This window comes from Acinetobacter sp. PK01 (genome assembly GCF_022819285.1).
GTDB lineage: Bacteria > Pseudomonadota > Gammaproteobacteria > Pseudomonadales > Moraxellaceae > Acinetobacter > Acinetobacter tandoii.
On record NZ_CP094643.1, the window covers coordinates 1,203,316 to 1,227,168 of the forward strand.

Sequence of the window (23,853 nt, forward strand, 5' to 3'; positions counted from 1 at the left end):
ATCAAGTATTTTTACTGGTTCCTTGAATAATACATTTGAGTTAAAAAATCCCCTTACAAAAAGCAAGGGGACATATACTATTAAATATGCGATTTAGTAGGGTCTAGCAGGTAGTCATTCGGTGTATGTACTGAATGTTGTGCTAAAACTTTCATATCAGAACCAGACGGTGCTTGGTAAATTCTTAAACCGAACTCAGGTAAAATTGCAATTAAATGATCGAAAATATCGGCTTGAATGGCTTCATAATCTTTCCATACTGTAGTGTTGGCAAAACTATAAATTTCCAGAGGTAGACCTTCACTGGTTGGTTGTAATTGACGCACCATAATAGTTTGATGTTGTGCGATACCAGGATGTTGTTTTAAGTAAAACTCAACATAGGCACGAAATGTACCCAAATTGGTCAGACGACGTTGGTTATAAATGGCCTGATTTGAGAGTTGCAAATTAAATTCTTCTATTTCTTCTTGTTTCGTATTTAAATACTGATCTAGGAGTAAGAACTCCTTCAGTTTCTGTTGTTCTTCCTTATCCATAAAGTGCACGCTGCTTTGATCGATAAAGATTGCACGTTTTATGCGACGAACACCTGCCTGCGCCATACCACGCCAATTTCTAAAGGTGTCGGTCACCAGTTTATTGGTTGGAATGGTGGTAAAAGTCTTGTCAAAATTCTGAACGGTGACTGTATGTAATGACATATCAATGACATCACCATCCGCATTTAAAGAAGGCATTTCAATCCAATCTCCGATGCGGACCATGTCATAAGATGAAATCTGTACAGAAGCCACTAATGACAAAATAGTATTTTGGAACACCAACATTAATACGGCAGCCATAGCACCAAAACCAGCCAACAAGGTGAATACATCTTTTTTCAAGAATGTACCAATAATCATCAAAGCACAGACCACAAATATGACCAGCTTCACCAACTGTAAATAGCCTTTAATCGGCTTGTTTCTAGACTTGGGGTTACGCTGATAAATTGCATTAAAGATATTTAAACTTTCACCGATTGCAAGTGCAAAAGTAAGAAAGATAAAAGCTTGAGCTGCCATTTGAACCAAGCTAATAATTTTCACAGATAGATGAGGGATGGCCACAATCCCATTCATGATGACTAGAGCAGGAACAATATTGGCAATTCTACTAATGACATGATGCTGAGTAACGATATCATGATTGGCAAACTTTAATTTGGAGATTACTTTACGAATACCGCGAACAACAACTTTTTTCGCAATAAAATTGGTTAAAATCGCGAGTAATATCAATAGACTTAATGATAAAAACATATCTAACCAAGCATATTGATTTGACCACGCTGTAATACGTTCAATAAAAGTGAAATGCTCCAAAATTTTCCTCAATGCAATTTTTTAATTAATTTATATTTTATAAATTAATAGCTTTTGATTGAAGTTGAATAACATTTTTAAACATATCATTATTTTTCGATATTCTTCGAGGTCCCGTCCCTGAAAAGATCGAATGCTGTCTATTTTTATTAAAATAATTAAACAAATATGGGAATTTATTCAAAGCGTTGAATAAGATAGATATTAGTTATTCTCTTTTTTAGTGACGATCACTAGAATATATTTTCAAATCAATATCTTGAATATTTCAACCCTTGCAATCATAGACGAATAATTCTTCACTTACGTCAAAATCAGTAGAAATGCTCAATTCCAATACTTCAGCAGTGTTAAAAGCCACGATGAAGTCCTAAAGATATTTTTTATCATTATTGAAAAGGGCGTCTAAATGACGCCCTTTTGATTACCACATTAAATCATCTGGAATCACATACGCTGCATATGGATCTTCTTCATCTGTTACTTGTTCATTCTTTTCAGAATTGTTCACAATAATGAAGCCTGTCATTTTTTCATTAATACGATCTGCCAGTGCTTTAGGCAAGTACGCATAACTGTCCTGATCCTTCGCAATCACTAAACTGCCAGAAACCAAAGCATTATATATTTGCTGCTGTAGATACACTTTTTTAATTTTTGATTCATCAATAAATTGATAGACAACATCACCAGCAACATCTTTAATTTTGTGTTGCTGAATCATTTGTACAATTGCGGCTTTTAATTCTTTCTCTTGTAAGATGCTTTTCTTTTCTTGTTCAAGAGCTTGGTCTTTTGCCATTTTATCTTGTTTATCTTGGGCAATTTTTGCTTTGATTTCTGCATCATCATTTTGTCCAGTACGTTGCTCATGCACCGCTTGTTTAGACAGTTTTTTTGCCTTCTTGTTGTCTACCAGACCCGCTTTTAATAATTGTGCCTGTAAAGCATTTTTAACCATAAGAAATTCCAAAAGGGTTAATGATGACGATGTTTAAAGTAAATGATCCAGTACACTAGACTTAAGAAGAAACTTAAACCGACTGGAATGAGATATGCGTCTAATTTTAAATAAGGATAAATCAGGCTTGCAACCAGTCCACCCAGTAGAAAGCCAAATAAAATAAGCAAATGTAAAATAATTCGCCGTCGGCCGACGTTTAAACCTCTCAGTCCATAGCCTAATGCGAGTCCGAGATCCGTCAAAACACCGGATAAGTGTGTGGTACGAATAATTGTCCCCTTATAATGGCTGACCATTGCATTTTGAACGCCCATAGCAGCACATGCCCACAATAAGGCATAACGTGGAAAATAGGGCAAAAGTAACCAACACAGCAGAATAAAGAAAGCAACCAAACTGAGCGGAACACCGTAGCGCCGTCCCAATTGAAAATTGCCATTTCCCAGTATCAGTCCACTATAGCAAGACCCTGCGACATAACACAGGATGACGAGAAGAAGATAGAGAATTGACGCAGGTTCCCAATGGACAATTGCCATCGACAACATACTGACATTTCCAGTCATATGAGAAACGGACTGGTGTAATACGGTCACCAGCCCTAGGACATTAATCATGCCCGCATTGGTTGCGAGAAAGAATGCCCCAAATTGCATCCAAAGTGGTAAAGTTTGAAATGGCATATCGCGATACAACCATCCAAGAGTTGTCTAAATGATTATTTATAAAATAGTATTAACGTGACGCACGATCAACTGCTGCAGTAAATAAAACGTCTGTAGACGAGTTTAATGCCGTTTCTGTTGAGTCTTGTAGTACGCTAATAACCATACCAATAGCCACCACCTGCATTGCGATATCTGAAGTAATACCAAATAATCCGCATGCAACTGGAATTAATAACAAAGAACCACCTGCAACGCCTGAAGCACCACATGCTGAGATTGATGCCACAACAGATAAAATCATCATAGTTGTGAAATCTACAGAAATACCTAAAGTATGGACTGCTGCTAAAGTTAATACCGTAATAGTCACTGATGCACCTGCCATATTGACTGTCGCCCCCAAAGGAATGGCAACACTGGCTGTAGCTTCGTTTACTCCTAAGCGTTTTGCTAAATCAAGATTGACGGGAATATTTGCAGCCGAACTACGCGTAAAGAATGCAGTAATTCCACTTTCACGTAAGCACTGGAATACAAGAGGGTAAGGGTTTTGACGAGTTGTTAAAGCAACTAAAATTGGGTTAATTACCAATGCAACAAAGAACATTGTTCCAAGCAATACAGCTAAAAGCTGCGCATAAGCTGACAAAGTTTTTAAACCTGAATCTGCAAATGTAACTGCGACTAAACCAAAAATACCGACAGGGGCAAAGTTAATTACAACACGGATAACATGATTTACTGCGTTTGCAGCATCTGCAATAAACACTTTGGTGCTGTCATGTGCATGACGGAAAGCTACACCTAGTGCGATCGCCCAAGCTAAAATACCAATAAAGTTTGCTTCGCTAATTGCTGTAACTGGGTTCGCAATAAAACTTAAAAGTAAATTCTTTAAAATCTCTGCCAAGTTTCCTGGTGGTTGTAATTCACCCTGTGCAGGAATGTCCAAAAATAACGTACTCGGAAAAACCAAGCTCGCAGCCACTGCACTAAATGCAGCAAGTAACATACCCACCGCATATAAGATCATAATTGGGCGAAGGTTTGCACTATGTCCAACTTTAAAGTTGGAGATGGAGGCCATGACCAAAACGAAAACTAAAATAGGCGCAACGGATTTTAGGGCCTTAATAAATAAGTCACCTAAAAGGCTCAAGTAAGGAGCAGCATTAGGGAATACAAAGGCAACGACCATCCCTAAAATAATGGCGATGAGGATTCGCGTAACTAAACTTAAACGCGCAAAAGCTGAAAACATAGGTTAGCCTTGTCAGTATTACGAGGGCAGAGAGTTAAAATTAAGTGTGCAATTCTATACCTAAAATTTAAAATGAATAAAAGATATTTTGATATAAAAACTAACTTATTCTTTTTAAAGTTGATATTTTCTGATTTAAAATGACAAAAAACAGAATTTTATTGCAAAAAACGGTTTTTAATGCATTTTATCTGTAATAACAGCTTTGAAATTATTTACTTAGCTTTTCAAGTTGAACTTAAAAATTCTGGATTTAAAGCCTGAATGGCTTGGTAATGGGTTAAATGAATTCGTCCATCTAACTTTTCATACAGTCGGGAATGAATCAGTTTATCCATTACAGGACCTTTAACTTCAGAAAGATGAAGTTCGATATTAAGTTTATGCAGTTCAGCATCTAATTCTTCTAATACTTCCAAGGCACTATAATCAATACTACTTACCCCAGAGCAATTTACGATTACAAATTGCACATGTTTCTGTTCACTGACCGCATTAATAAAGAAGCTTTTAAAACTACTGGCATTTAAAAAGTTCAAGCCTTCATCAATCCGTAGGGAGAGAATTGTATCTACAGTTTTGACAGGATAACGCTGCTGATTCCGAAAATGTTGTGTACCTTCCACCAATCCAATGACAGCCATATGCGGACGACTAATACGCCAGAGCATTAATAGAAAGGTTGAAATAACCCCTAAAATTAATCCTGTAGAAATATCAATGCAAATCACAGCAAAAAAAGTAATCCACATGGCAATCCCATCTGCTTTAGAGTAATGCCATGTTTCCAAAAATGGTTTCAAATCAACCAGTTTCCAAATTGACACTATAATGGTTGCAGCAAGAATGGCTAAAGGGAGGTTTTTAAAAAAAACCGTAAAGAATAAGCTGACAACCACTATAAAACAGGACGATAAAATACCTGCCATCGGTGTTTTGGCACCTGCATCGGCATTTACGACGGTACGTGACAAACTTCCAGTCACTGGAAAAGCAGAGCTTATACCTGCGCTTAAGTTGGAAAGTCCAAGAGCAATCAGTTCCTGATTGCTATTTAATGCGCTGCGTTGCTGCAAAGCTGTTGCCTGAGCAATTGAAAGTGATTCTACAAAGCTAATCATGGCAATCATGCTGGCTCCTGGCAGAAGTTGCAGCACTAAATCCCAGTTCCAGTTTGGAATACTTAACGGTGGAAAGCCAGATGGAATTTCGCCTACAGTTTTAATTCCAATACTTTCAAGTTGAAAAACAGAAACCAAAGCAATTGAAAAAACAACGAGAAATAGCGGTATTGCTTTAATCAGAAATGTTGAAAATTTAAACCGTTGTTGGATATGACTTAAGTTGAGCAATTTGGGTATATAAATTAAGAACAGCATAGCTGCCACGCCAAATAGCAAAGTACCCCAATGTGTTTGGTTTACATGGTGATAAAAGCTAACGATCAATTCAAGAATGTTATTGGATTGCAGCGGAATATCCAGTAAGAACCTGATTTGCCCTAAAGCAATGAGTAGCGCAGAGGCAATGATAAAGCTATGAATAACAGGATGGCTGATCAGTTGGATGAGAAATCCGAATTTAAAGATGCCCAATAAAAAAGAAATAGTCCCAACCATTATCGCCAGTAAACAGGCTGCTTGGATATAAGCTTCTGAACCTACCTCAAAAAATGGGGTCAGTGTGGCAAAAGTCATCATCGAAATAATGGCCACGGGGCCAATCGAAAGTGTCGGACTACTGCCAAAAAAAGCATAAACAATCATGGGCAACATACTAGCGTATAGGCCCATAATTGGTGGTAAGCCTGCAAGCATTGCATATGCCATACCTTGTGGTACTAACATTGCGATTATAATGAGTGCGGAAAGTAGGTCAGATTTGAATTTAGCGAAACTATAATCTGCAAGCCAAATATAAGCTGGAAAATACTTCGAGTATGATTTCTTTGAATTAGACATAGACTGATCTAAAGCGCAAATTTGAATATATTATGCACAGAAATCACAGTAATAATGAGAAATAGATTAATGATTTTATTTAACTTAATACAGACTTGGTACAATACAGTTCATATAAGGTCTGTAAAACTTGTACTAATTTTTCATCTTTAATCGAATAAAAAATTTGCTTGCCATCACGGCGTGTACTGACCACATCACTTTTTCTTAACATCATCAGTTGTTGAGAAAGTGTAGGTTGGGTAATTTGTGTGATTTGTTCAATTTGAGATACATTCAGTTCTTGTTTTGCTAAATGACACAAAATCAGTAAACGATCAGTATTGGCTAGTGATTTTAAAATACTCACAACATGCTCAGCGGAATTACGCATCGATGTAATTTCAAAATCATTTTCCATTAGAACGCCTCACTAAAATCAGTTTGATATTATAAGCGTACAACGTACAGATTACATGTAGCTAAAATTTCAATGTCGATGGTTTTTAATGAAAACAATTATCAGATTTATTTATAAGAGATCCATGTAACGGCATGTTATTCGACTTCGATCACATGCCGTTATACACCGAACTTAGCTTTTTTTAACCTTTACACTGTCATAAAAATATTTCAGTTCTTTTTCACTAAATTGCGTCGCATGTTCAAATGCATCTTGGTGATCTTGCGCATACCATGCTAAACGATGTTGCATTTGGGGTACAAAATCGGGAGCCAGTAGTAGATGCTCACGGGTAATTTCGGCAAGTCCTAGCTTTTTCAAGGTCGTTAAATAACCTTTTAAAGTTGCACTATCAAAATAGTAACCTTGAGTAATAACCTGATTTTGGCTTAGCTGCTGCAATGCAGCTTTTGCCATTTTTTCGAACACTTTTTCTGAAAATGTTTGGGTATTTGCATAGTGAGAGATTATGCTCTGCATCACAATAAAGTTATTTAAACTACGCTCGGATAAGGCAGCAAGTGTGTGTAATCCTGTGCCTTCAGTAGATAATTGCATAACGTGGTTAGCATCACGCTTTATCCACTCTGCATCCTCAAAATGAGCTAAAATAGCATGTATCTGCATTTCGACATCATCAAGCTGCCATTTTAAGAAAAATTCTTCTTGAATAAATGGATATAAAGACTGTGCCAATTGAATTAAATCAGAAATTTCAATTTTTTCATGATGCTGAATAATACGTGCCACAAGTGACGGCAAAATAAAGCAATGTAGAATATTATTACTAAAATAGCTCAATAGAATTTTTTGGCTGTCGGCAACACGAACCCACGTTTCTGAATTTTGATGATGAATTTCAACTTGCTTTAACTTTAATGCGTACTGAATGATTTCTGCACTAGAAAGTTCAGAAATAATCATGCGGTCATCATACCGATTCTGTTCCAGTAATTTCCGATATTGATCAAGCATTGCAACTAAACTTGATTCAGTCAATTGATGCTCTGGAGCATTCAATAAAATTAAAGAAATAATAGATATTGGGTTTATCACCACAGCTTTATTGATATTTTCTAAAATCGATTGTGCTGTTTGATCAACAGTATTAACCACTGAAGCGGGCAGTTTATCATTGATTTTTAGTTTAATATTTTCAGCATTTTGCTGTTTTAATACATCATTTAGAAAAACAGGTTCGCCGAAGTTAACATACACTTGACCAAACACTTTCTCAATTTTGCGTGCAGAACTTAAAATTCCCCAAAGTGATTCAGCTTCTTTAGGTTTGCCACTGAGTTCATTTAAATATGAAGTCCCTTCCAATAGTTTTTCATAGCCGAAGTAAGTTGGAATAAAGACAATAGGTTTGGAATTTCCTTTTAGGTGACTTTGAATGGTCATCGACAACATGCCTTTTTTGGCTGGTAACAATAACCCTGTACGTGAACGTCCACCTTCAATAAAATATTCTAAAGGAGTATTACGCATCAGCAGACTATGTAAATATTCTTTAAATACAGAAGTATACAGTTCGTTGCCATTAAAGCTACGGCGAATAAAATAAGCACCCGCACCACGGAACAATTGACCGACAATCGGTAAATTCAGGTTAATACCTGCGGCAATGTGCGGCACCATCAAACCACGGTTAAAAATTACATAAGACAGTAACAAGTAATCAATATGACTACGGTGGCAGGGGGTATAAACAATTTCATAGTCCTGAGCCAATTCACGTACGGTATCAAAGTTATGAACTTCAATGCCGTCGTAAAGTTGAGTCCATAATTTGGTTAAAGCAAGATAACCAAAGCGTAACGTGGAATAGGAAAAGTCAGAGGCAATTTCAGTTAAATAATGACGTGCACGATTTTCTGCTTCAAACAGACTGATATTTTCATCAATACTTTCTTTCCGAATTGCATGTTTAACGCCATCACTAATCAAAAGGTTATTAATGACATTACGACGGTCTGATAAGTCTGGCCCTAAAATTGCCTCTTTATATTTATTAAAGTTGGTATTCAGCTCTTTCATTATGTGGTGAGCAGGCGAAAAATTTGGACTCACTTCCTTTGCTTCATTAAGTAACTTTCTTAAGGAAAGTGGCTTATGAAACTCTAGATAGTTTTCACGACCATACAATGAAATATTCATGGCTTGTTTGAGTGGAGATGGTGTTGACCATGCATCAGCAAATAAGGCTTTATACCAAGAATCTTCGTATTCTGGTGCACGTCCCCACAACATAGTCACAGGCACCAAATCGACATCCAATTCTGGGTTTTTATCTAGAACTTCAATTAAATGAATAAGTTTCGCAGGATAATGTAATCCTTGTTTAAGTTGGTTCTTTTCATTCAAAACTAAAATGGAATCTTCTTCTTGTACCGTTCCAATCTTTAAAGGTTGATAGACTGAAGGTAACTGTCTCTTTTGAGCTTCATGATCAATCAATACAGCATTACTGAGAGAAGCATCTTGTAATACATAGCAAATAGGAGTGTTGGACGAAGCTGAATATTGCTGTTCTAGTTCAGAGGTCGTGCCTAATACTTGTGGACTCACCACTTTATTTAGAATTTTCTGTGTGAGTTGACGATAAAATTGGCGATAACCTTTATTGGACATTGTTATTCCTATGAACCATGTTTCGGAGATTATTTTGTTCAATCTTGTCTAAGAATACAAATGCTTTTGATGCTAAATAGAACATAAAGCATGTAACAGATCGTATCTTTAGAAAATACGACAATAAAGATCAAAACGTTGTTTGAATTATTGAAAAAAAGTAAATGGGCATATTTTTTGCTGAACTCTATTAAATACATTTTTCTTAAGAGGTCAATCATTATGCATTATCAGGTTTTTCCTTCACAAAAAATATCCGCTGAATATATCATTTTATCGGCAGGTTTAGGTGGACATGGACAGTTTTGGACACCGCAAATAAAAGCATTGCAACAACATTTTCATGTGGTGATTTATGACCAAGAAGGTTGTCATAAAAATGCAGCTATCCTTGATGAAAACTACAGTATGACCGACTTAGCCAAACAGGTCATGGATTTATTATCTATATTGAATATTCAAGAATTCCATTTTATTGGGCATGCTTTGGGTGGTTTTATTGGCGCGGAATTGGCCGTTTTACTCGAAAAATCTGAAAAAACTATGTTGTCACTTACGGTTATCAATGGCTGGCAACAGTTAGATGCGCATACACACAAGTGCTTTAGTACACGAATCGCGTTATTACAATATGTAGGTGTCGAAGCGTATGTCCGAGCGCAAGCATTGTTCTTATATCCGCCAGCATGGATTTCGGCACATATTTCAGATCTAGAAATTCAGGAAAATAAGCAAATTGAGCAATTTCCGCCTTTACTTAATGTCTTCACCCGACTTAAAGCTTTAATGCGTTATGAACTGGAGGATGAAACGATTTCAAGTTTAAATAAAATTCCACTGTATTTAATCGCGACTGAAGATGATTTTCTGGTACCGTATCAACAAAGTTATCAATTAAAACAGCTATTTCCATATGCTGAATTAGATGTGCTGCCGCAGGGTGCGCATGCAGTAACGGTTACACAACCTGAAATATTCAATCAATTGTTATTAGAAAAATTGGTGAAGAAATCTGCTGAAAAATTAGCTGCAAGTTAACAACCGAGGTTCATCTCTAGCATTCTATAGGTTGATATAAAAATTCAAAAAGGCACTGCTTAGCTCAGTGCTTTTTTTATTGTGGTTATTTTTCCATTTGGTCAAAAAAGTGCACGAATTTAGATCATGAGTCACAAAAAAAGTGCATGTAAAAAATAGTAATTTTACCCATTGGTAAAATACATAAAATTATTAATGATTTTAAATTATTGATATTAAATAAATTTAAAAAGTTGGCACACTCCATGCAATCATAAAATCAAGAATATAAAAATTTATATCCCAAAGAATAACAGGGTATAGATTTTGAGAAATTTCATAATTGAATGAGGATGCAACACATGAAAATAGGTGTTTTTTGCCCAATCGGGAACAACGGCTGGTTACTTTCTGAAAATGCGCCACAGTACATGCCGAGCTTTGAACTCAACAAAAAAATTGTACAACGTGCTGAGCATTATGGTTTCGATTTTGCCTTGTCCATGATCAAACTGCGTGGCTTTGGTGGCAAAACTGAATTTTGGGATCACAACTTAGAAACGTTCACACTTATGGCAGGCTTAGCTGCAGTTACCAGCAAAATTAAAATTTATGCAACCGCAGCAACTTTGGTGATGCCACCAGCAATTGTGGCGCGTATGGCATCGACCATCGACTCTATTTCCAATGGTCGTTTTGGCTTAAATGTCGTGACAGGCTGGCAAGCACCTGAATATACGCAAATGGGCATGTGGCCAGGAGATGAATATTTTGGCAAACGCTATGAGTATTTATCTGAATATGTACAAATTCTTCGTGAACTTTGGGCAACAGGCAAGTCAGATTTCAAAGGTGAACATTTTGAAATGCAAGATTGTCGTGTCAGCCCAACTCCACAAGCGGATATGAAAATTATCTGTGCAGGTCAATCTGATACTGGACTCGCATTTTCTGCGCAATATGCAGATTACAACTTTGTCTTTGGTAAAGGTTTAAACACACCAACCGCTTATGCAGAAATCAATGATCGCCTAAAAGCACATACTGATAAAACTGGACGTGATGTTCAAACTTATGTGTTGTTTATGGTGATTGCTGCTGAAACTGATGAAGAAGCATTGGCGAAATGGCAAAGCTATAACGATGGCGCAGACATGGAAGCAATTAACTGGCTGATGAATCAAGGCGGCAAAGACACCACTTCAGGAACCGATACCAATATTCGCCAAATGGCATCGAGCGTATCTCCCGTCAATATCAACATGGGCACCTTGGTCGGTTCTTATGAAAAAGTCGCAGCGATGTTGGATGAAATTGGCGAAATTAAAGGTACAGAAGGCATTTTATTAACTTTTGATGATTTCGTTCAGGGCGTCGAAGATTTTGGTCAAAAAATTCAACCGCTTATGCAATGCCGTCAACACGTTGTGATGGATCTGGCGGAACAAGCACCTGTAACAGTTTTGGAGAAATCAGCATGAGCCAAGTCAATACACATACCGTTATCAGTGATTTTACCGAAGCCACAGGGCAAGGCAAAACCTTGAAAGCAGAACCAGAAAATATTCAGTTTGCACCTGAGCAAACGGCCTTAATCGTCATTGATATGCAGAATGCTTATACCTCCGTTGGTGGCTATTTGGATTTAGCAGGTTTTGATGTTTCAACGACTCAACCTGTGGTACAGAACATTAAAAAGGCAGTAGCAGCAGCACATGCAGCCAATATTCAAGTGATTTACTTTAAAAACGGCTGGGATGATCAATATGTAGAAGCTGGAGGACGTGGCTCACCGAATTTCCATAAATCCAATGCACTGAAAACCATGCGTAAGCAGCCTGAACTACAAGGTAAATTACTGGCGAAAGGCGGTTGGGACTTTGAATTGATTGATGAATTACAACCTTTAGCCCAAGACATTGTCATTGAAAAACCTCGCTACAGCGGTTTCTTTAATACCGCATTGGACAGCATGTTACGTGCCCGAGGTATTCGTAATCTGGTTTTCGTGGGTATTGCGACCAATGTCTGTGTGGAATCGACCTTAAGAGATGGCTTTTTCCTCGAGTACTTCGGAGTAGCCTTAAAAGATGCGTGTTATCAGGCGGGTTCAGCAGAAATTCAAGCTGCAAGCCTCTACAACATCAAAACCTTCTTTGGCTGGGTGTCAGATACGCAAAGTTTTGTCGACACTTTTGTTCCCAATACCAACCCACTTGCCAAATCTGCCTAATACGGAGCGATTACCATGCCGAAACAAGTCATTATTCCAGCAGGAACCTCAAAACCTTTAGCACCCTATGTTCCTGCAACCAAGGCAGACAATATTGTGTATGTCTCAGGCACATTGGCTTTTGATGAAAATAACAATGTGGTTCATGTCGGTGATGCGGCTGCTCAAGCACGACATATTTTAGAAACCATTCAATCAGTATTGAAAGAAGCAGGTGGAAGTATGGATGATGTGACCTTTAACCATATTTTTGTCAAAGATTGGGCAGATTATGCGGCGATTAATCAAGTCTATGCCGAGTATTTTCCAGGGGACAAGCCTGCACGTTACTGCATTCAGGCTGGTTTGGTGAAGCCCGATGCCCTCGTTGAAATAGCCAGTGTTGCCCATGTCGCTACTGCTTAGGTAGTAGCGAGATCAGCCCCGAAAGGAGAATAAATATGAATGCAGAATTACTCAAAAGTTTGATTAAAGAAGAATGTTTAGAACAAATCTATAACACGCAAAAAACCACGCATATTGAAGTCGATCAGAAAGCATTCCGCGAAGGCATGTCAAATCTGGGGGCAGCAGTGAATGTGATTACTACTTCTGGACCCGCAGGTGTCGCAGGTTTTACCGCATCTGCCGTATGTAGTGTGACTGATACACCACCGACCTTATTGGTGTGCCTCAATCGTTCTGCATCTGTATTTGAGACTTTTAAGACCAATAAAGTGTTATGTGTAAATACCTTAGCTTCACATCAGATGACACTTTCCAATGTTTTTGGTGGCAAAACACCTATGCCAGAACGCTTTGCAGCAGGACTGTGGGAAACGCTCACCACGCAGGCACCTGTTTTGCAAGATGCCTTGATTAGTTTCGACTGTGAAATTGTACAAAGCATGAGTGTGGGGAGTCATGATGTTTTGTTCTGTCAGGTCAAAGCCATTCAACACAATCAGGGCTTAAATGCGTTGATGTATTTTAACCGTGCTTATTGTGAACCACACCGTATGTGCTAAAGAACAAACCCTATAAGAAGGAGGGGAAACCCATGCAAGAAAAACAATCGTGGTTTCCAAAATTTAAGCCTTACCAAGGCGATTTAGATACAACACCTGTTCAAATTGATGAATATCTTCCTGTCGGTCGCAGTATCGTTCTAGGCTTGCAACATGCTTTTGCCATGTTTGGAGCAACGGTACTTGCACCGTTGCTGATGGGTTTTGATCCCAACTTAACCATCTTCATTACAGGGATAGGCACGATTTTATTCTTCCTGATGACGGGCGGTCGAATGCCAAGTTATTTGGGCTCCAGTTTCGCCTTTATTGGGGCAGTTGCAGCAGCAACAGGTTACGCAGGTGCAGGCTCGAATCCCAACTTAGCACTCGCGCTTGGCGGAACCATCGCCTGCGGTCTGGTGTATACCGGTATTGGTCTTGTGGTGATGAAGACGGGAACAGGTTGGATCGAAAAGCTGATGCCGCCGATTGTTACAGGTGCGATTGTGATGATCATTGGTTTAAACCTTGCACCCATTACGATTAAAAGTGTATCTACCAATACATTCGATACGTGGATGGCGGTGATTACCATTGTCTGTATCAGTACTGTTGCAGTGTTTACTCGCGGTATGGTGCGACGTTTATTGCTCCTGATTGGACTTTGTTCTGCTTATTTTGTGTACTTCTTGTTTGCGAATGTCATGGGTTGGGGTAAACCTATTGATTTCTCAGTGATTAGTAATGCTGCATGGTTTGGTTTACCAACTTTCCATACTCCTGTATTCAATGCAAATGCCATGTTACTGATTGCACCTGTCGCGATTATTTTAGTGGCGGAAAATTTAGGACATTTCAAAGCAGTTTCAGCCATGACAGGGAAAAACCTGTCGCCGTATATGGGCCGCGCATTTTTCGCAGACGGTGTGTGTACTTCTTTATCCGCTTCGGTTGGTGGTACAGGTATGACCACCTATGCAGAAAATATTGGCGTAATGGCCGTCACCAAAGTTTATTCAACCACCATTTTTGTAGTCGCAGGGATCTTCGCCATTTTACTTGGCTTATCACCAAAGTTTGGTGCGGTGATCAGTACCATTCCAGTCGCACTTTTAGGCGGGGCATCTATCGTTGTATTTGGCTTAATTACCGTCGCTGGAGCAAAAATCTGGGTCGATAACAAAGTTGATTTTACCCAAAACAGCACCTTAATTATTGCAGCCGTAAGTTTAATTATGGGTGCAGGAAACTTCAGTTTACATATCGGATCATTTGACTTGGGTGGTATTGGTACCGCAACACTTGCAGCAATTCTACTTAACCTGTTCTTAAACCGTGGTGAAGAGACTGTAGCAAAAGTTCAAAGTGTGGAAAGCCAAGCGAACAGCAGCGTTGCACAAGGTTCTTAATGAGCCTGATTGGAGAGAGAAATTGAGTCAAAGTATTGCTTTTATTGGATTAGGTGCGATGGGTTGGCATATGGCTTCTCATCTGCCAAAACTGGGTTTACCCGTGTATGTCTGGAACCGTACAACTGAAAAAGCCGAGCTACATGCACAGCAGTTTGGTACACAGGCTGTGAGTTTGGAACAAGCCGTGCAAGCCGATTTTATATTTTCCTGCTTGCCGACCAGTGCGGATGTCGAACAGTTAATTGCACAGTATCCGCCAAAAGCAGGCAGTATCTGGATTGACTGTACCAGTGGTGTGCCAGATTCAGCACGCAAGTTATCTCAGCAGCTTGGGCAAAATCAGGTTGCCTATCTAGATGCACCTGTGTCTGGTCAAACGATTGGTGCGGAACGGGGAACCTTAACCGTAATGTTAGGTGGAGATGAGCAAGCCTATCAGTGTGCTTTACCGATTATTTCAGCCTTTTCAGGTTTGGTTGAATATGTTGGATCTAGTGGTTCAGGGTTTGCGGTGAAAGCCGTGAATAATGTACTGATGGCAACCCATTTGTGGGCTTTGGCTGAAGGACTGACCATTCTGAAGCAGCGACAGGTTGATGTTTCAGCAGCATTGAATTGTATCAATCACTCCAGTGGTAAAAGTACCGTGTCTGATTCCATCATGGCGCAAAAGGTATTGAACCGTAGTTTTCCTAAGACCTTTGCCCTAAATTTATTGCAAAAGGATATTGGTATTGGCTTGGATTTAGCGCAACAGCAGGATTCAAACGTGCCGATTTTTGAAAGTATTCAAGCGCTGTTTAAGGAAATTCCTAAAGCACAAGCCGAGCAGATGGATTTTACTGCGGCAGTTTCCGTACTTGAACAATGGAACCAAACAGTTTTAGAAGCCTGAATATAAAACGGCATAGGGAAATGCCGAAATCTTCATCATGAAGTAGATGCGTTAAAAGAGAAATCAACAGAAATTTTCAACTGTATTCTGTATTTGCTAAAAATTGGTTGTATCATGATTCAGTTATAAATAGTCAATAAACTTAGGGATATAACATGAGTACTGATTCAGCCTTTCCAACACCAAATAATTTAGGTATCGCAGTTTATAGTAACAATGCCGAAGCGATTGGTAATACACCATTAGTACGCATTAATCGTGTCATTTCAGGTGGTGCAAATGTATTTGCCAAAGTTGAAAGCCGAAACCCTGCTTTTTCAGTGAAATGTCGTATTGGTGCGGCACTGATTGCAGATGCAGAAAAACGTGGCGTGTTAAAAGCAGGTATGCATATTGTAGAACCGACCAGTGGTAATACAGGAATTGCTTTAGCGTTTGTTGCAGCGGCAAAAGGCTATGAGATTACTTTAACCATGCCTGCAAGCATGAGTATTGAACGTCGTAAAGTGTTAAAAGCATTAGGTGCAAACTTAGTGTTGACTGAACCAGCTAAAGGAATGAAAGGTGCTGTTGATGAAGCGGTACGTTTAGCGACTGAACAACCTGAACATTATTTCCTGCCACAACAATTTGAAAATCCAGCCAATCCACAAATTCATGAAGACACGACAGGCCCTGAAATTTGGGCAGCGACCAATAGTCAAGTCGATATTTTAGTGGCAGGTGTGGGTACAGGCGGTACCATTTCAGGGATTTCGCGTTTCTTTGAAAAAGTGAAAAACCAGCCAATTTACTCAGTTGCAGTAGAACCTGCTGAATCTGCAATTATTGGACAAACCAAGCGTGGTGAAGCAATTACTCCTGCACCGCACAAAATTCAAGGGATTGGGGCAAACTTCATTCCGAAGAACTTAGACCTTGATTTGGTGGATGAAGTTGTAGCTATTACCAGTCAAGATGCGATTGATTGGGCGCGTAAAACTGCGACACAAGAAGGAATTTTAGTGGGTATTTCTAGCGGTGCAGCGATGGCAGCAGCAGCACAATTGGCAGCTCGCCCTGAAAATGCGGGCAAAAACATTGTGGTGATTTTACCTGATAGCGGTGAACGCTATTTATCTTCAGTTCTGTTTGAAGATATTTCGGCTGATTAAGTTGGTTTGATCTGTATGAAATGTAAATCAGCCGCTGAATAAGCGGCTGATTTATTATTTTTGTTAAGCACAACGCGTTTGTAAATATGCATTGGCATAATTTGAAGGATTTTTTCGGTCTAAACGTTGACTAATGTTTTGGCTGGCTTGCATCAATGCTTCAACATGAATCCCTGTTTCAAAGCCCATGCCATTGAGTAAATACAATAAATCTTCGGTGCTGACATTCCCTGAAGCACCTTTGGCATAAGGACACCCGCCCAATCCTGCAATTGACGAATCAAACACACGAATGCCTTGTTCTAAGGATTGGTAAATATTGGCAATCGCCATGCCATAGGTGTTGTGGAAATGTCCTGCCATGAATTGGGCATCTAATTCGCTTAAGCAAGCTTCCCACATCTTTTTGACACGGTTGGGGGTTGCTGTCCCAATGGTTTCACCCAAAGAAACTTCATAACAGCCCATATCAAATAAACGCGTCACGACTTTACTGACTTGTTTCGGATCAATCGCACCTTCATAGGGGCAATCGACCACGCAAGACACATAGCCACGAACTTTAATGTCATGTTCTTTGGCTGCTTTTAGGATGTCGGCAAATTTTTCAAAGCTTTCATCAATTGAACAATTGATGTTCTTTTGCGTAAAGCTTTCAGAAGCTGCGGTAAACACCGCAACCTCTTTACAACCAACAGCCAAAGCAGATTCAAAACCTTTCATATTCGGCGTGAGCAAACTGAATTGGACATTCGGGTCCTTGGGCAATTGAGCATAAAGTTTATCACTCAATGCCATTTGCGGCACCCACTTCGGAGACACACAAGAACCGACTTCAATGGCTTTAAGTCCCGTCTGCATTAAATCCAAAATCAGTTGTTTACGATCTTGAAGCGTGAGCGGAGTTTTCTCGTTTTGAAGCCCATCCCGCGGACCGACTTCAACGATTTTCACAAATTCAGTCATGCCACTTCCTCTGCTAAAGCCTGAAATTCCACCAGTTCATCACCTGCTTTGACTTGATCACCAGCTTGGAAGTAGGACGAAGTAATTACACCATCGCGTGGAGCACGAATAGCATATTCAATTTTCATGGCTTCTAACGTCAGTAAAATGTCATCTTTTTTGACTTGCGCATTGGCTTCAACCAAGACTTGGGTAATCACACCAGGCATTGGCGCTTTCAGATTACCCTCACTATGTTGAGTATCGACATTGCCATAGCTCGGACGGATATAAGCAAATTTATGCGTTTGCCCATTTTCGAAAACAGTTAAATGGTCTGCATCAATACTAAAGGCCAATTTCGACTGTTTGCCATTCAGATTGAGTTGGGCTATATGTGCATCTAGCAGTTGACCTTGAATAGGATATTCCTGACCTTGATAGTGTGCAATAAAGCCGTGATCAATTGCCGTAAAGCGCACCTCAATGGCTTGTTGATTCAGTTGCAATTTTATGCCGTATTTAGTCTTCACATTGACACGCCAAAGCGGTGATGATGACCAAACAGGATTTGCATTTTGCTGCTGATGAAAACGCTTCAATAGTTCAATAAATGCCGCTGATACAATGGTTTCGGATGAAGCAACTTCCGCATTCATTAAAAACGCATCTTCACGTTGAATCAGATTAGTATCCAGTTTGGCATTTTTAAATGAATCACTGCGAATGATACGGTCCAAGAATGCAATATTATTGCCTAAGCCTTCTACATGAAACTGACCTAAAGCATGGTGCATTTGAACCAATGCTGCTTCACGGTTTTCGCCCCAAACAATTAACTTGGCAATCATTGGGTCGTAGAACGTGGTAATTTCATCGCCTTCAACAATTCCGCTATCCACACGGACATGCTGATTTTGATTTGGATAATGTAAATAACTAATTTGACCAATCGCAGGAAGGAAGCCTTTTTCAGGTTCTTCTGCATAAACTCGCGCTTCAATTGCATGACCAAGAATTTGTAATTCATGTTGTTGCTTCGGTAATGGCTCACCATAAGCGACACGTAATTGCCACTCGACTAAGTCTTGTCCTGTAATCATTTCTGTTACAGGGTGTTCTACTTGTAGACGAGTATTCATTTCCATGAAATATGCTGTACCGTCTTGTTCTACAATAAACTCAACCGTACCCGCACCGACATAATCCACTGCACGTGCAGCATCAATTGCAGCTTGGCGCATCGCCTCTAGTTTATGCTGCGGCATCAAAGGGGCAGGTGCTTCTTCCAGCACTTTTTGGTGGCGACGTTGCACTGAACAATCACGTTCGAATAGGTGTACATAATTACCGTGGGTATCACCAAAAACTTGCACTTCAATATGGCGTGGTTGTATCACATAGCGTTCAATCAATACGTCATCATTGGCGAAGCTTGATTTGGCCTCACTTTTACAAGATGTAAGGGAACTTAAAAAATCAGCTTCACGTTCAACCAAACGCATCCCTTTACCACCACCGCCAGCACTGGCTTTAATTAACACAGGATAACCAATTTGATCTGCTTGCTGTTTTAGGAAAGCTGCATCTTGATTGGTGCCATGATAACCCGGAGTTAAGGGCACACCCGCTTTTTCCATAAGTGCTTTAGAGGTCGCTTTTAGACCCATAGCTAAAATGGCAGCAACAGGAGGACCAATAAAGGTAATGTTGCTTTTTTCACAAGCTTCTGCAAACTGGTCATTTTCAGACAAAAAGCCATAGCCAGGGTGAATGGCCTGAGCGCCTGTCGTTAGAGCTGCTTGAATAATACGATCAATCTGTAAATAACTTTGAGAAGCAGGGGATTCACCAATATAAATTGCTTCGTCTGCTTGTTTAACGTGCTGAGATTGTGCATCGGCATCTGAATAAACCGCAACTGTCGCAATGCCGAGTTTTTTAGCAGTGCGAATAACACGACAGGCAATTTCACCACGGTTTGCAATTAGAATTTTTTCAAACATTGTTCTGTCCTTATTATCGTTATGCCGTTGCCTTAATCCAAGCTGGGCTATGTTTATTTAAGAATGCGTTTAGTCCATTTTTTGCTTCTTCGCCTTGACGTACATGGGCAATATGTTGTGCAGTTTTAAGCAGTAGGCTTTCATCCACACTTTGCTGATTCACCATTTGAATCAGTTGCTTCGACGCAGCTTGTGCTTCAGGTCCACCTAACAACAGTGCTTGTACAATTTCATCAACTTTGACATCAAGTAATTCAGGTGTGGTCACTTCATGCGCTAAACCGATCTGTAATGCTTGCTCAGCCGTAATACGTTCTGCTGTGAGGAAGTAACGTGAAGCCTGACGTGCGCCAATGGCACGAATTACATAAGGACTAATGGTAGAAGGGGCTAAACCTAGACGCACTTCTGAGGTTGCAAACTTCGCTTCGGTACTCGCCACGCAAATATCGCAAGCAGAGGCGAGACCCATGCCCCCACCAAAGGCAATACCTTGTACACGCGCAATGGTTGGCTGTTTTAAAGTTGCTAAGCTTTGCAGCATTTTCGCCAGTTTCAAAGCATCAGCTTCATTGTCTGCTTGAGAGGCTTGTCCTGCTTGTTTCATCCAGTTTAAGTCAGCACCTGCGGAGAAGCTTTTGCCACGGCCCGCTAAAATCACTACACGAATGTCGACTCGTCCATTTAACTGTTGAAAGCAGTGATGCAATTCTTCAATTACTGCTGTGTTGAACGCATTGTGAAGTTCAGCGCGATTGATCCAAACTGTTGCCACTTGTTGCTGTTGTTCGAGTTGTAAAAATTGATAGTCCATTTTTCACCTCTTACATGCGGAACACGCCGAACTTGGTTGGCTGAATTGGAGCATTTAATGCTGCTGCCAAACTTAAGCCTAACACTTGACGAGACTGAGCAGGGTCAATTACACCGTCATCCCACAAACGCGCAGAAGAGTAATATGGATGACCTTGGCGTTCATATTGATCACGAATCGGTTGTTTGAATTGATCTTCTGCTTCGGCAGACCAAGATTCACCTTTTTGTTCAATTTGATCACGTTTGATGGTCGAGAGTACGCTCGCTGCCTGTTCGCCACCCATGACTGAAATCCGAGAGTTTGGCCAAGTCCACAAGAAGCGTGGCGAATAAGCACGACCACACATACCATAGTTTCCAGCCCCAAATGATCCACCAATAATCAAGGTCAGTTTAGGCACATTGGCTGTGGCAACCGCCATCACCAGTTTGGCACCGTGTTTAGCAATCCCTTCATTTTCGTACTGACGTCCAACCATAAAACCCGTGATATTTTGTAAAAACAATAATGGAATATTGCGTTGTACACAGAGCTCGATAAAGTGCGCGCCTTTTTGTGCTGACTCAGAGAATAGAATGCCGTTATTGGCAATAATTCCGACAGGCATACCATAAATTTTGGCAAAGCCCGTAATTAAAGTTGTTCCAAAACGTGCTTTAAATTCGTCTAAACGCGAACCATCGACAATACGGGCAATAATTTCACGTACATCAAAGGGTTTGCGGGTATCACTTGGCACAATGCCATACAGCTCTTCAGCAGGGAAAAGTGGTTCTTCAATTCCTTCGACTGTTTTATTCGGTTTGATGTTTAAGTTCGCCACAATATTTCGCGCGATCTGAATAGCATGTTCATCATTCTCGGCCAAATGGTCTGCAACTCCTGAAAGACGAGTATGCACGTCACCACCACCAAGGTCTTCACTGCTGACCACTTCACCTGTAGCAGCTTTTACTAATGGTGGTCCACCCAAGAAAATCGTGCCTTGGTTACGAACAATAATGGTTTCATCCGACATGGCAGGGACGTAAGCACCACCTGCGGTACAACTACCCATCACGACGGCAATTTGAGCGATACCTAAGCTCGACATACGGGCTTGGTTATAGAAAATACGCCCAAAGTGATCACGATCTGGAAACACTTCATCTTGCATAGGTAAATACGCACCGCCCGAATCCACCAAATAAATGCAAGGCAAGTGGTTTTGTTCTGCAATTTCTTGTGCGCGTAAGTGCTTTTTCACAGTAAGCGGGTAATAAGTACCGCCTTTCACCGTTGCATCATTAGCCACGATCATGCAGGTGATACCATTCACTTGACCAACTCCTGCCACAACACCAGCAGCAGGGACATCATCAGGATAGACTTTATGTGCAGCCAATTGTCCAATTTCAAGGAAAGCTGTACCTGCATCAATCAGTTGATCAATACGGTCACGTGCCAACAATTTGCCTCGGGCAACATGTTTTTGACGCGCGCTTTCACCACCACCTAAGGCTATTTTTTGGCTGATTTGCTTTAAATCTTGCACCAAATTCAGCATAGTCGCCTGATTGTTTTTAAATTCTTTACTGCGGCTGTTAATTTTGCTTTGCAGTTGATTTAAATCTGAGCCTTGGCTTGCGAAAGTAATGTTTTGATTGCTCTGTTTTGGCATTTTCACCAGATTCAACTCTTCATGACTACTTTGCATTTGGGTTTGTAATTGATTCATAGAAACTTCCTTGTATAAGTTGAGCCAGAAGCGTTAAGCCGTTTCGTTAAATAATTCACGACCAATTAACATACGGCGGATTTCAGAAGTTCCTGCACCAATTTCATAAAGTTTTGCATCACGCCATAAACGACCTGCTGCAAACTCGTTGATATAGCCATTGCCGCCCAATGCTTGAATGGTTTCACCTGCCATCCACGTTGCTTTTTCAGCAGCATAAAGAATGGCGCTGGCAGCATCTTTTCTTAAGCTACGGCTATGTTCAGCTTTGTCGCATTCAGTACCCACTGCATACACAAGTGCTTTACAAGCTAACCAAGTTGAATACATATCGGCAATTTTGCCTTGCATGAGCTGGAACTCACCAAGCGCTTGTCCAAACTGTTTACGATCATGAATATAAGGAATTACGGTATCCATGCAGGCATCCATAATGCCTAGAGGACCAGCACTTAATACTGCACGTTCATAATCCAGACCGCTCATGAGCACTTTTACGCCATTCCCCACACCGCCAAGCACATTTTCTTTTGGCACTTTAACGTTGTCGAAAAACAATGGATACGTATTTGAACCGCGCATCCCCAATTTATCGAGATGGTTACCGTGGCTGAATCCAGGCATATCTTTTTCAATCAGGAATGCCGTCATACCTTTAGGTCCAGCCTGTAAATCGGTTTTGGCATAAACCACCAAGACATCGGCATCACCACCATTGGTAATCCACATTTTCGAACCATTTAATAGGTAATGATCGCCTTGTTCTTCCGCTTTTAATTTCATGCTGACCACATCAGAACCTGCATTCGGTTCAGACATTGCCAATGCACCTACAAATTCACCAGAAATAAGTTTAGGCAAATAACGTTGTTTCTGTTCTTCGTTACCATTTCGCTTAATTTGGTTCACACATAGGTTAGAATGTGCTCCGTAAGACAATCCTATAGCGGCAGATGCACGTGAGATTTCTTGCATAACAATAATATGCGCTAAATAACCGAGGTTAGAACCACCATACTCTTCGCTTACTGTTAAACCATGTAAGCCCATATCACCCATTTTCTTCCAAAGGTGAGCAGGGAATACATTGTCACGATCCACTTGTTGCGCAATTGGTGCAATTTCTTTTGCACAAAATGCAGCAACTGAATCACGCAGTGCGATCAAAGTTTCATCTAAACCGAAACTTAAGGTTTGTAGACTAAGTTGTAATGGAACGTGTGCGTTCATGCTGTTCATCCTGAGGTTATATTTGTTGTCCAATAAGCATTGTTGTTGTGCTTGTAGTTTTACAATACATCTATTTTTTAAAAAAGTGAACTAAAATTCACAAAATGATTTACAATTCATTTTATCTGGATGAGAATAAGA

At 40.0% G+C, this 23,853-nt stretch carries 20 protein-coding genes; 8 read left to right on the plus strand and 12 right to left on the minus strand.

Annotated elements, in window-relative coordinates; genetic code table 11:
• Nucleotides 1-80 precede the first annotated feature (80 nt).
• The 7 genes from MP622_RS05780 to plsB all read right to left on the minus strand — a co-directional run bounded on the left by MP622_RS05780 (nt 81) and on the right by plsB (nt 9,297).
• Nucleotides 81-1,367: a mechanosensitive ion channel domain-containing protein gene (locus MP622_RS05780; protein WP_243792951.1), complete on the minus strand. Its 1,287-nt coding sequence runs from the start codon at nt 1,365-1,367 to the stop codon at nt 81-83.
• 424 nt (nt 1,368-1,791) lie between these two features.
• Nucleotides 1,792-2,328: a DUF2058 domain-containing protein gene (locus MP622_RS05785; RefSeq protein ID WP_151504726.1), complete on the minus strand. Its 537-nt coding sequence runs from the start codon at nt 2,326-2,328 to the stop codon at nt 1,792-1,794.
• A 17-nt stretch (nt 2,329-2,345) separates the two neighbouring features.
• Nucleotides 2,346-3,014, minus strand: coding sequence for a YoaK family protein (locus tag MP622_RS05790; protein ID WP_016168048.1), 669 nt, complete (start codon nt 3,012-3,014; stop codon nt 2,346-2,348).
• A 52-nt stretch (nt 3,015-3,066) separates the two neighbouring features.
• Nucleotides 3,067-4,260, minus strand: coding sequence for a serine/threonine transporter SstT (gene sstT, locus MP622_RS05795; protein ID WP_016168047.1), 1,194 nt, complete (start codon nt 4,258-4,260; stop codon nt 3,067-3,069).
• Nucleotides 4,261-4,487: 227 nt separating this feature from the next.
• The gene (gene sulP, locus MP622_RS05800) at nt 4,488-6,221 is read right to left on the minus strand and encodes a sulfate permease (protein ID WP_243792952.1); all 1,734 of its coding nucleotides are present in this window, start codon (nt 6,219-6,221) and stop codon (nt 4,488-4,490) included.
• A gap of 79 nt (nt 6,222-6,300) precedes the next feature.
• On the minus strand, nt 6,301-6,621 hold the full coding sequence (locus MP622_RS05805; RefSeq protein ID WP_016168045.1) for a metalloregulator ArsR/SmtB family transcription factor: 321 nt from the start codon (nt 6,619-6,621) through the stop codon (nt 6,301-6,303).
• 174 nt (nt 6,622-6,795) lie between these two features.
• The gene (gene plsB / locus MP622_RS05810; RefSeq protein ID WP_243792953.1) at nt 6,796-9,297 is read right to left on the minus strand and encodes a glycerol-3-phosphate 1-O-acyltransferase PlsB; all 2,502 of its coding nucleotides are present in this window, start codon (nt 9,295-9,297) and stop codon (nt 6,796-6,798) included.
• A 222-nt stretch (nt 9,298-9,519) separates the two neighbouring features.
• On the opposite strand from plsB, the gene rutD reads away from it, so the two are divergent.
• The 8 genes from rutD (at nt 9,520) to cysK (ending at nt 16,997) form a co-directional block, all read left to right on the plus strand.
• Nucleotides 9,520-10,335, plus strand: coding sequence for a pyrimidine utilization protein D (gene rutD / locus MP622_RS05815; protein ID WP_243792954.1), 816 nt, complete (start codon nt 9,520-9,522; stop codon nt 10,333-10,335).
• Between the two features lie 341 nt (nt 10,336-10,676).
• Nucleotides 10,677-11,795: a pyrimidine utilization protein A gene (gene rutA, locus MP622_RS05820; protein WP_243792956.1), complete on the plus strand. Its 1,119-nt coding sequence runs from the start codon at nt 10,677-10,679 to the stop codon at nt 11,793-11,795.
• Nucleotides 11,792-12,547 carry a pyrimidine utilization protein B gene (rutB, locus tag MP622_RS05825; protein WP_243792957.1) on the plus strand — a complete coding sequence of 252 codons (756 nt, stop codon included), beginning with the start codon at nt 11,792-11,794 and terminating at the stop codon, nt 12,545-12,547. Before rutA ends, rutB begins: the two co-directional genes overlap by 4 nt.
• A gap of 15 nt (nt 12,548-12,562) precedes the next feature.
• Nucleotides 12,563-12,952, plus strand: a complete 390-nt coding sequence (rutC, locus tag MP622_RS05830) for a pyrimidine utilization protein C (protein ID WP_100240835.1) — start codon at nt 12,563-12,565, stop codon at nt 12,950-12,952.
• Nucleotides 12,953-12,987: 35 nt separating this feature from the next.
• Nucleotides 12,988-13,554 (plus strand): NADH-dependent FMN reductase RutF, encoded by a 567-nt coding sequence (rutF, locus tag MP622_RS05835; protein WP_151504719.1) that lies wholly within the window; start codon nt 12,988-12,990, stop codon nt 13,552-13,554.
• Between the two features lie 32 nt (nt 13,555-13,586).
• Nucleotides 13,587-14,945, plus strand: coding sequence for a pyrimidine utilization transport protein G (gene rutG / locus MP622_RS05840; protein WP_243792959.1), 1,359 nt, complete (start codon nt 13,587-13,589; stop codon nt 14,943-14,945).
• A gap of 58 nt (nt 14,946-15,003) precedes the next feature.
• A complete protein-coding gene (locus MP622_RS05845) occupies nt 15,004-15,843 on the plus strand; it encodes an NAD(P)-dependent oxidoreductase (RefSeq protein WP_243793471.1) in 840 nt (279 codons plus the stop codon).
• 155 nt (nt 15,844-15,998) lie between these two features.
• On the plus strand, nt 15,999-16,997 hold the full coding sequence (gene cysK / locus MP622_RS05850) for a cysteine synthase A (RefSeq protein ID WP_243792961.1): 999 nt from the start codon (nt 15,999-16,001) through the stop codon (nt 16,995-16,997).
• Between the two features lie 63 nt (nt 16,998-17,060).
• Here cysK and MP622_RS05855 read toward each other — a convergent pair whose 3' ends face one another.
• The 5 genes from MP622_RS05855 to MP622_RS05875 form a co-directional block, all read right to left on the minus strand.
• Nucleotides 17,061-17,963 carry a hydroxymethylglutaryl-CoA lyase gene (locus MP622_RS05855; protein WP_243792962.1) on the minus strand — a complete coding sequence of 301 codons (903 nt, stop codon included), beginning with the start codon at nt 17,961-17,963 and terminating at the stop codon, nt 17,061-17,063.
• The gene (locus MP622_RS05860) at nt 17,960-19,948 is read right to left on the minus strand and encodes an acetyl/propionyl/methylcrotonyl-CoA carboxylase subunit alpha (RefSeq protein ID WP_243792964.1); all 1,989 of its coding nucleotides are present in this window, start codon (nt 19,946-19,948) and stop codon (nt 17,960-17,962) included. Before MP622_RS05860 ends, MP622_RS05855 begins: the two co-directional genes overlap by 4 nt.
• 19 nt (nt 19,949-19,967) lie before the next feature.
• Complete coding sequence (locus MP622_RS05865; protein ID WP_243792965.1) at nt 19,968-20,762, minus strand: enoyl-CoA hydratase-related protein; 795 nt, start codon at nt 20,760-20,762, stop codon at nt 19,968-19,970.
• Nucleotides 20,763-20,772: 10 nt separating this feature from the next.
• Complete coding sequence (locus tag MP622_RS05870; RefSeq protein WP_243793472.1) at nt 20,773-22,425, minus strand: carboxyl transferase domain-containing protein; 1,653 nt, start codon at nt 22,423-22,425, stop codon at nt 20,773-20,775.
• A 90-nt stretch (nt 22,426-22,515) separates the two neighbouring features.
• Entirely contained in the window at nt 22,516-23,712 is a 1,197-nt protein-coding gene (locus MP622_RS05875) for an isovaleryl-CoA dehydrogenase (protein WP_243792966.1), read from the minus strand.
• Nucleotides 23,713-23,853: the final 141 nt, after the last annotated feature.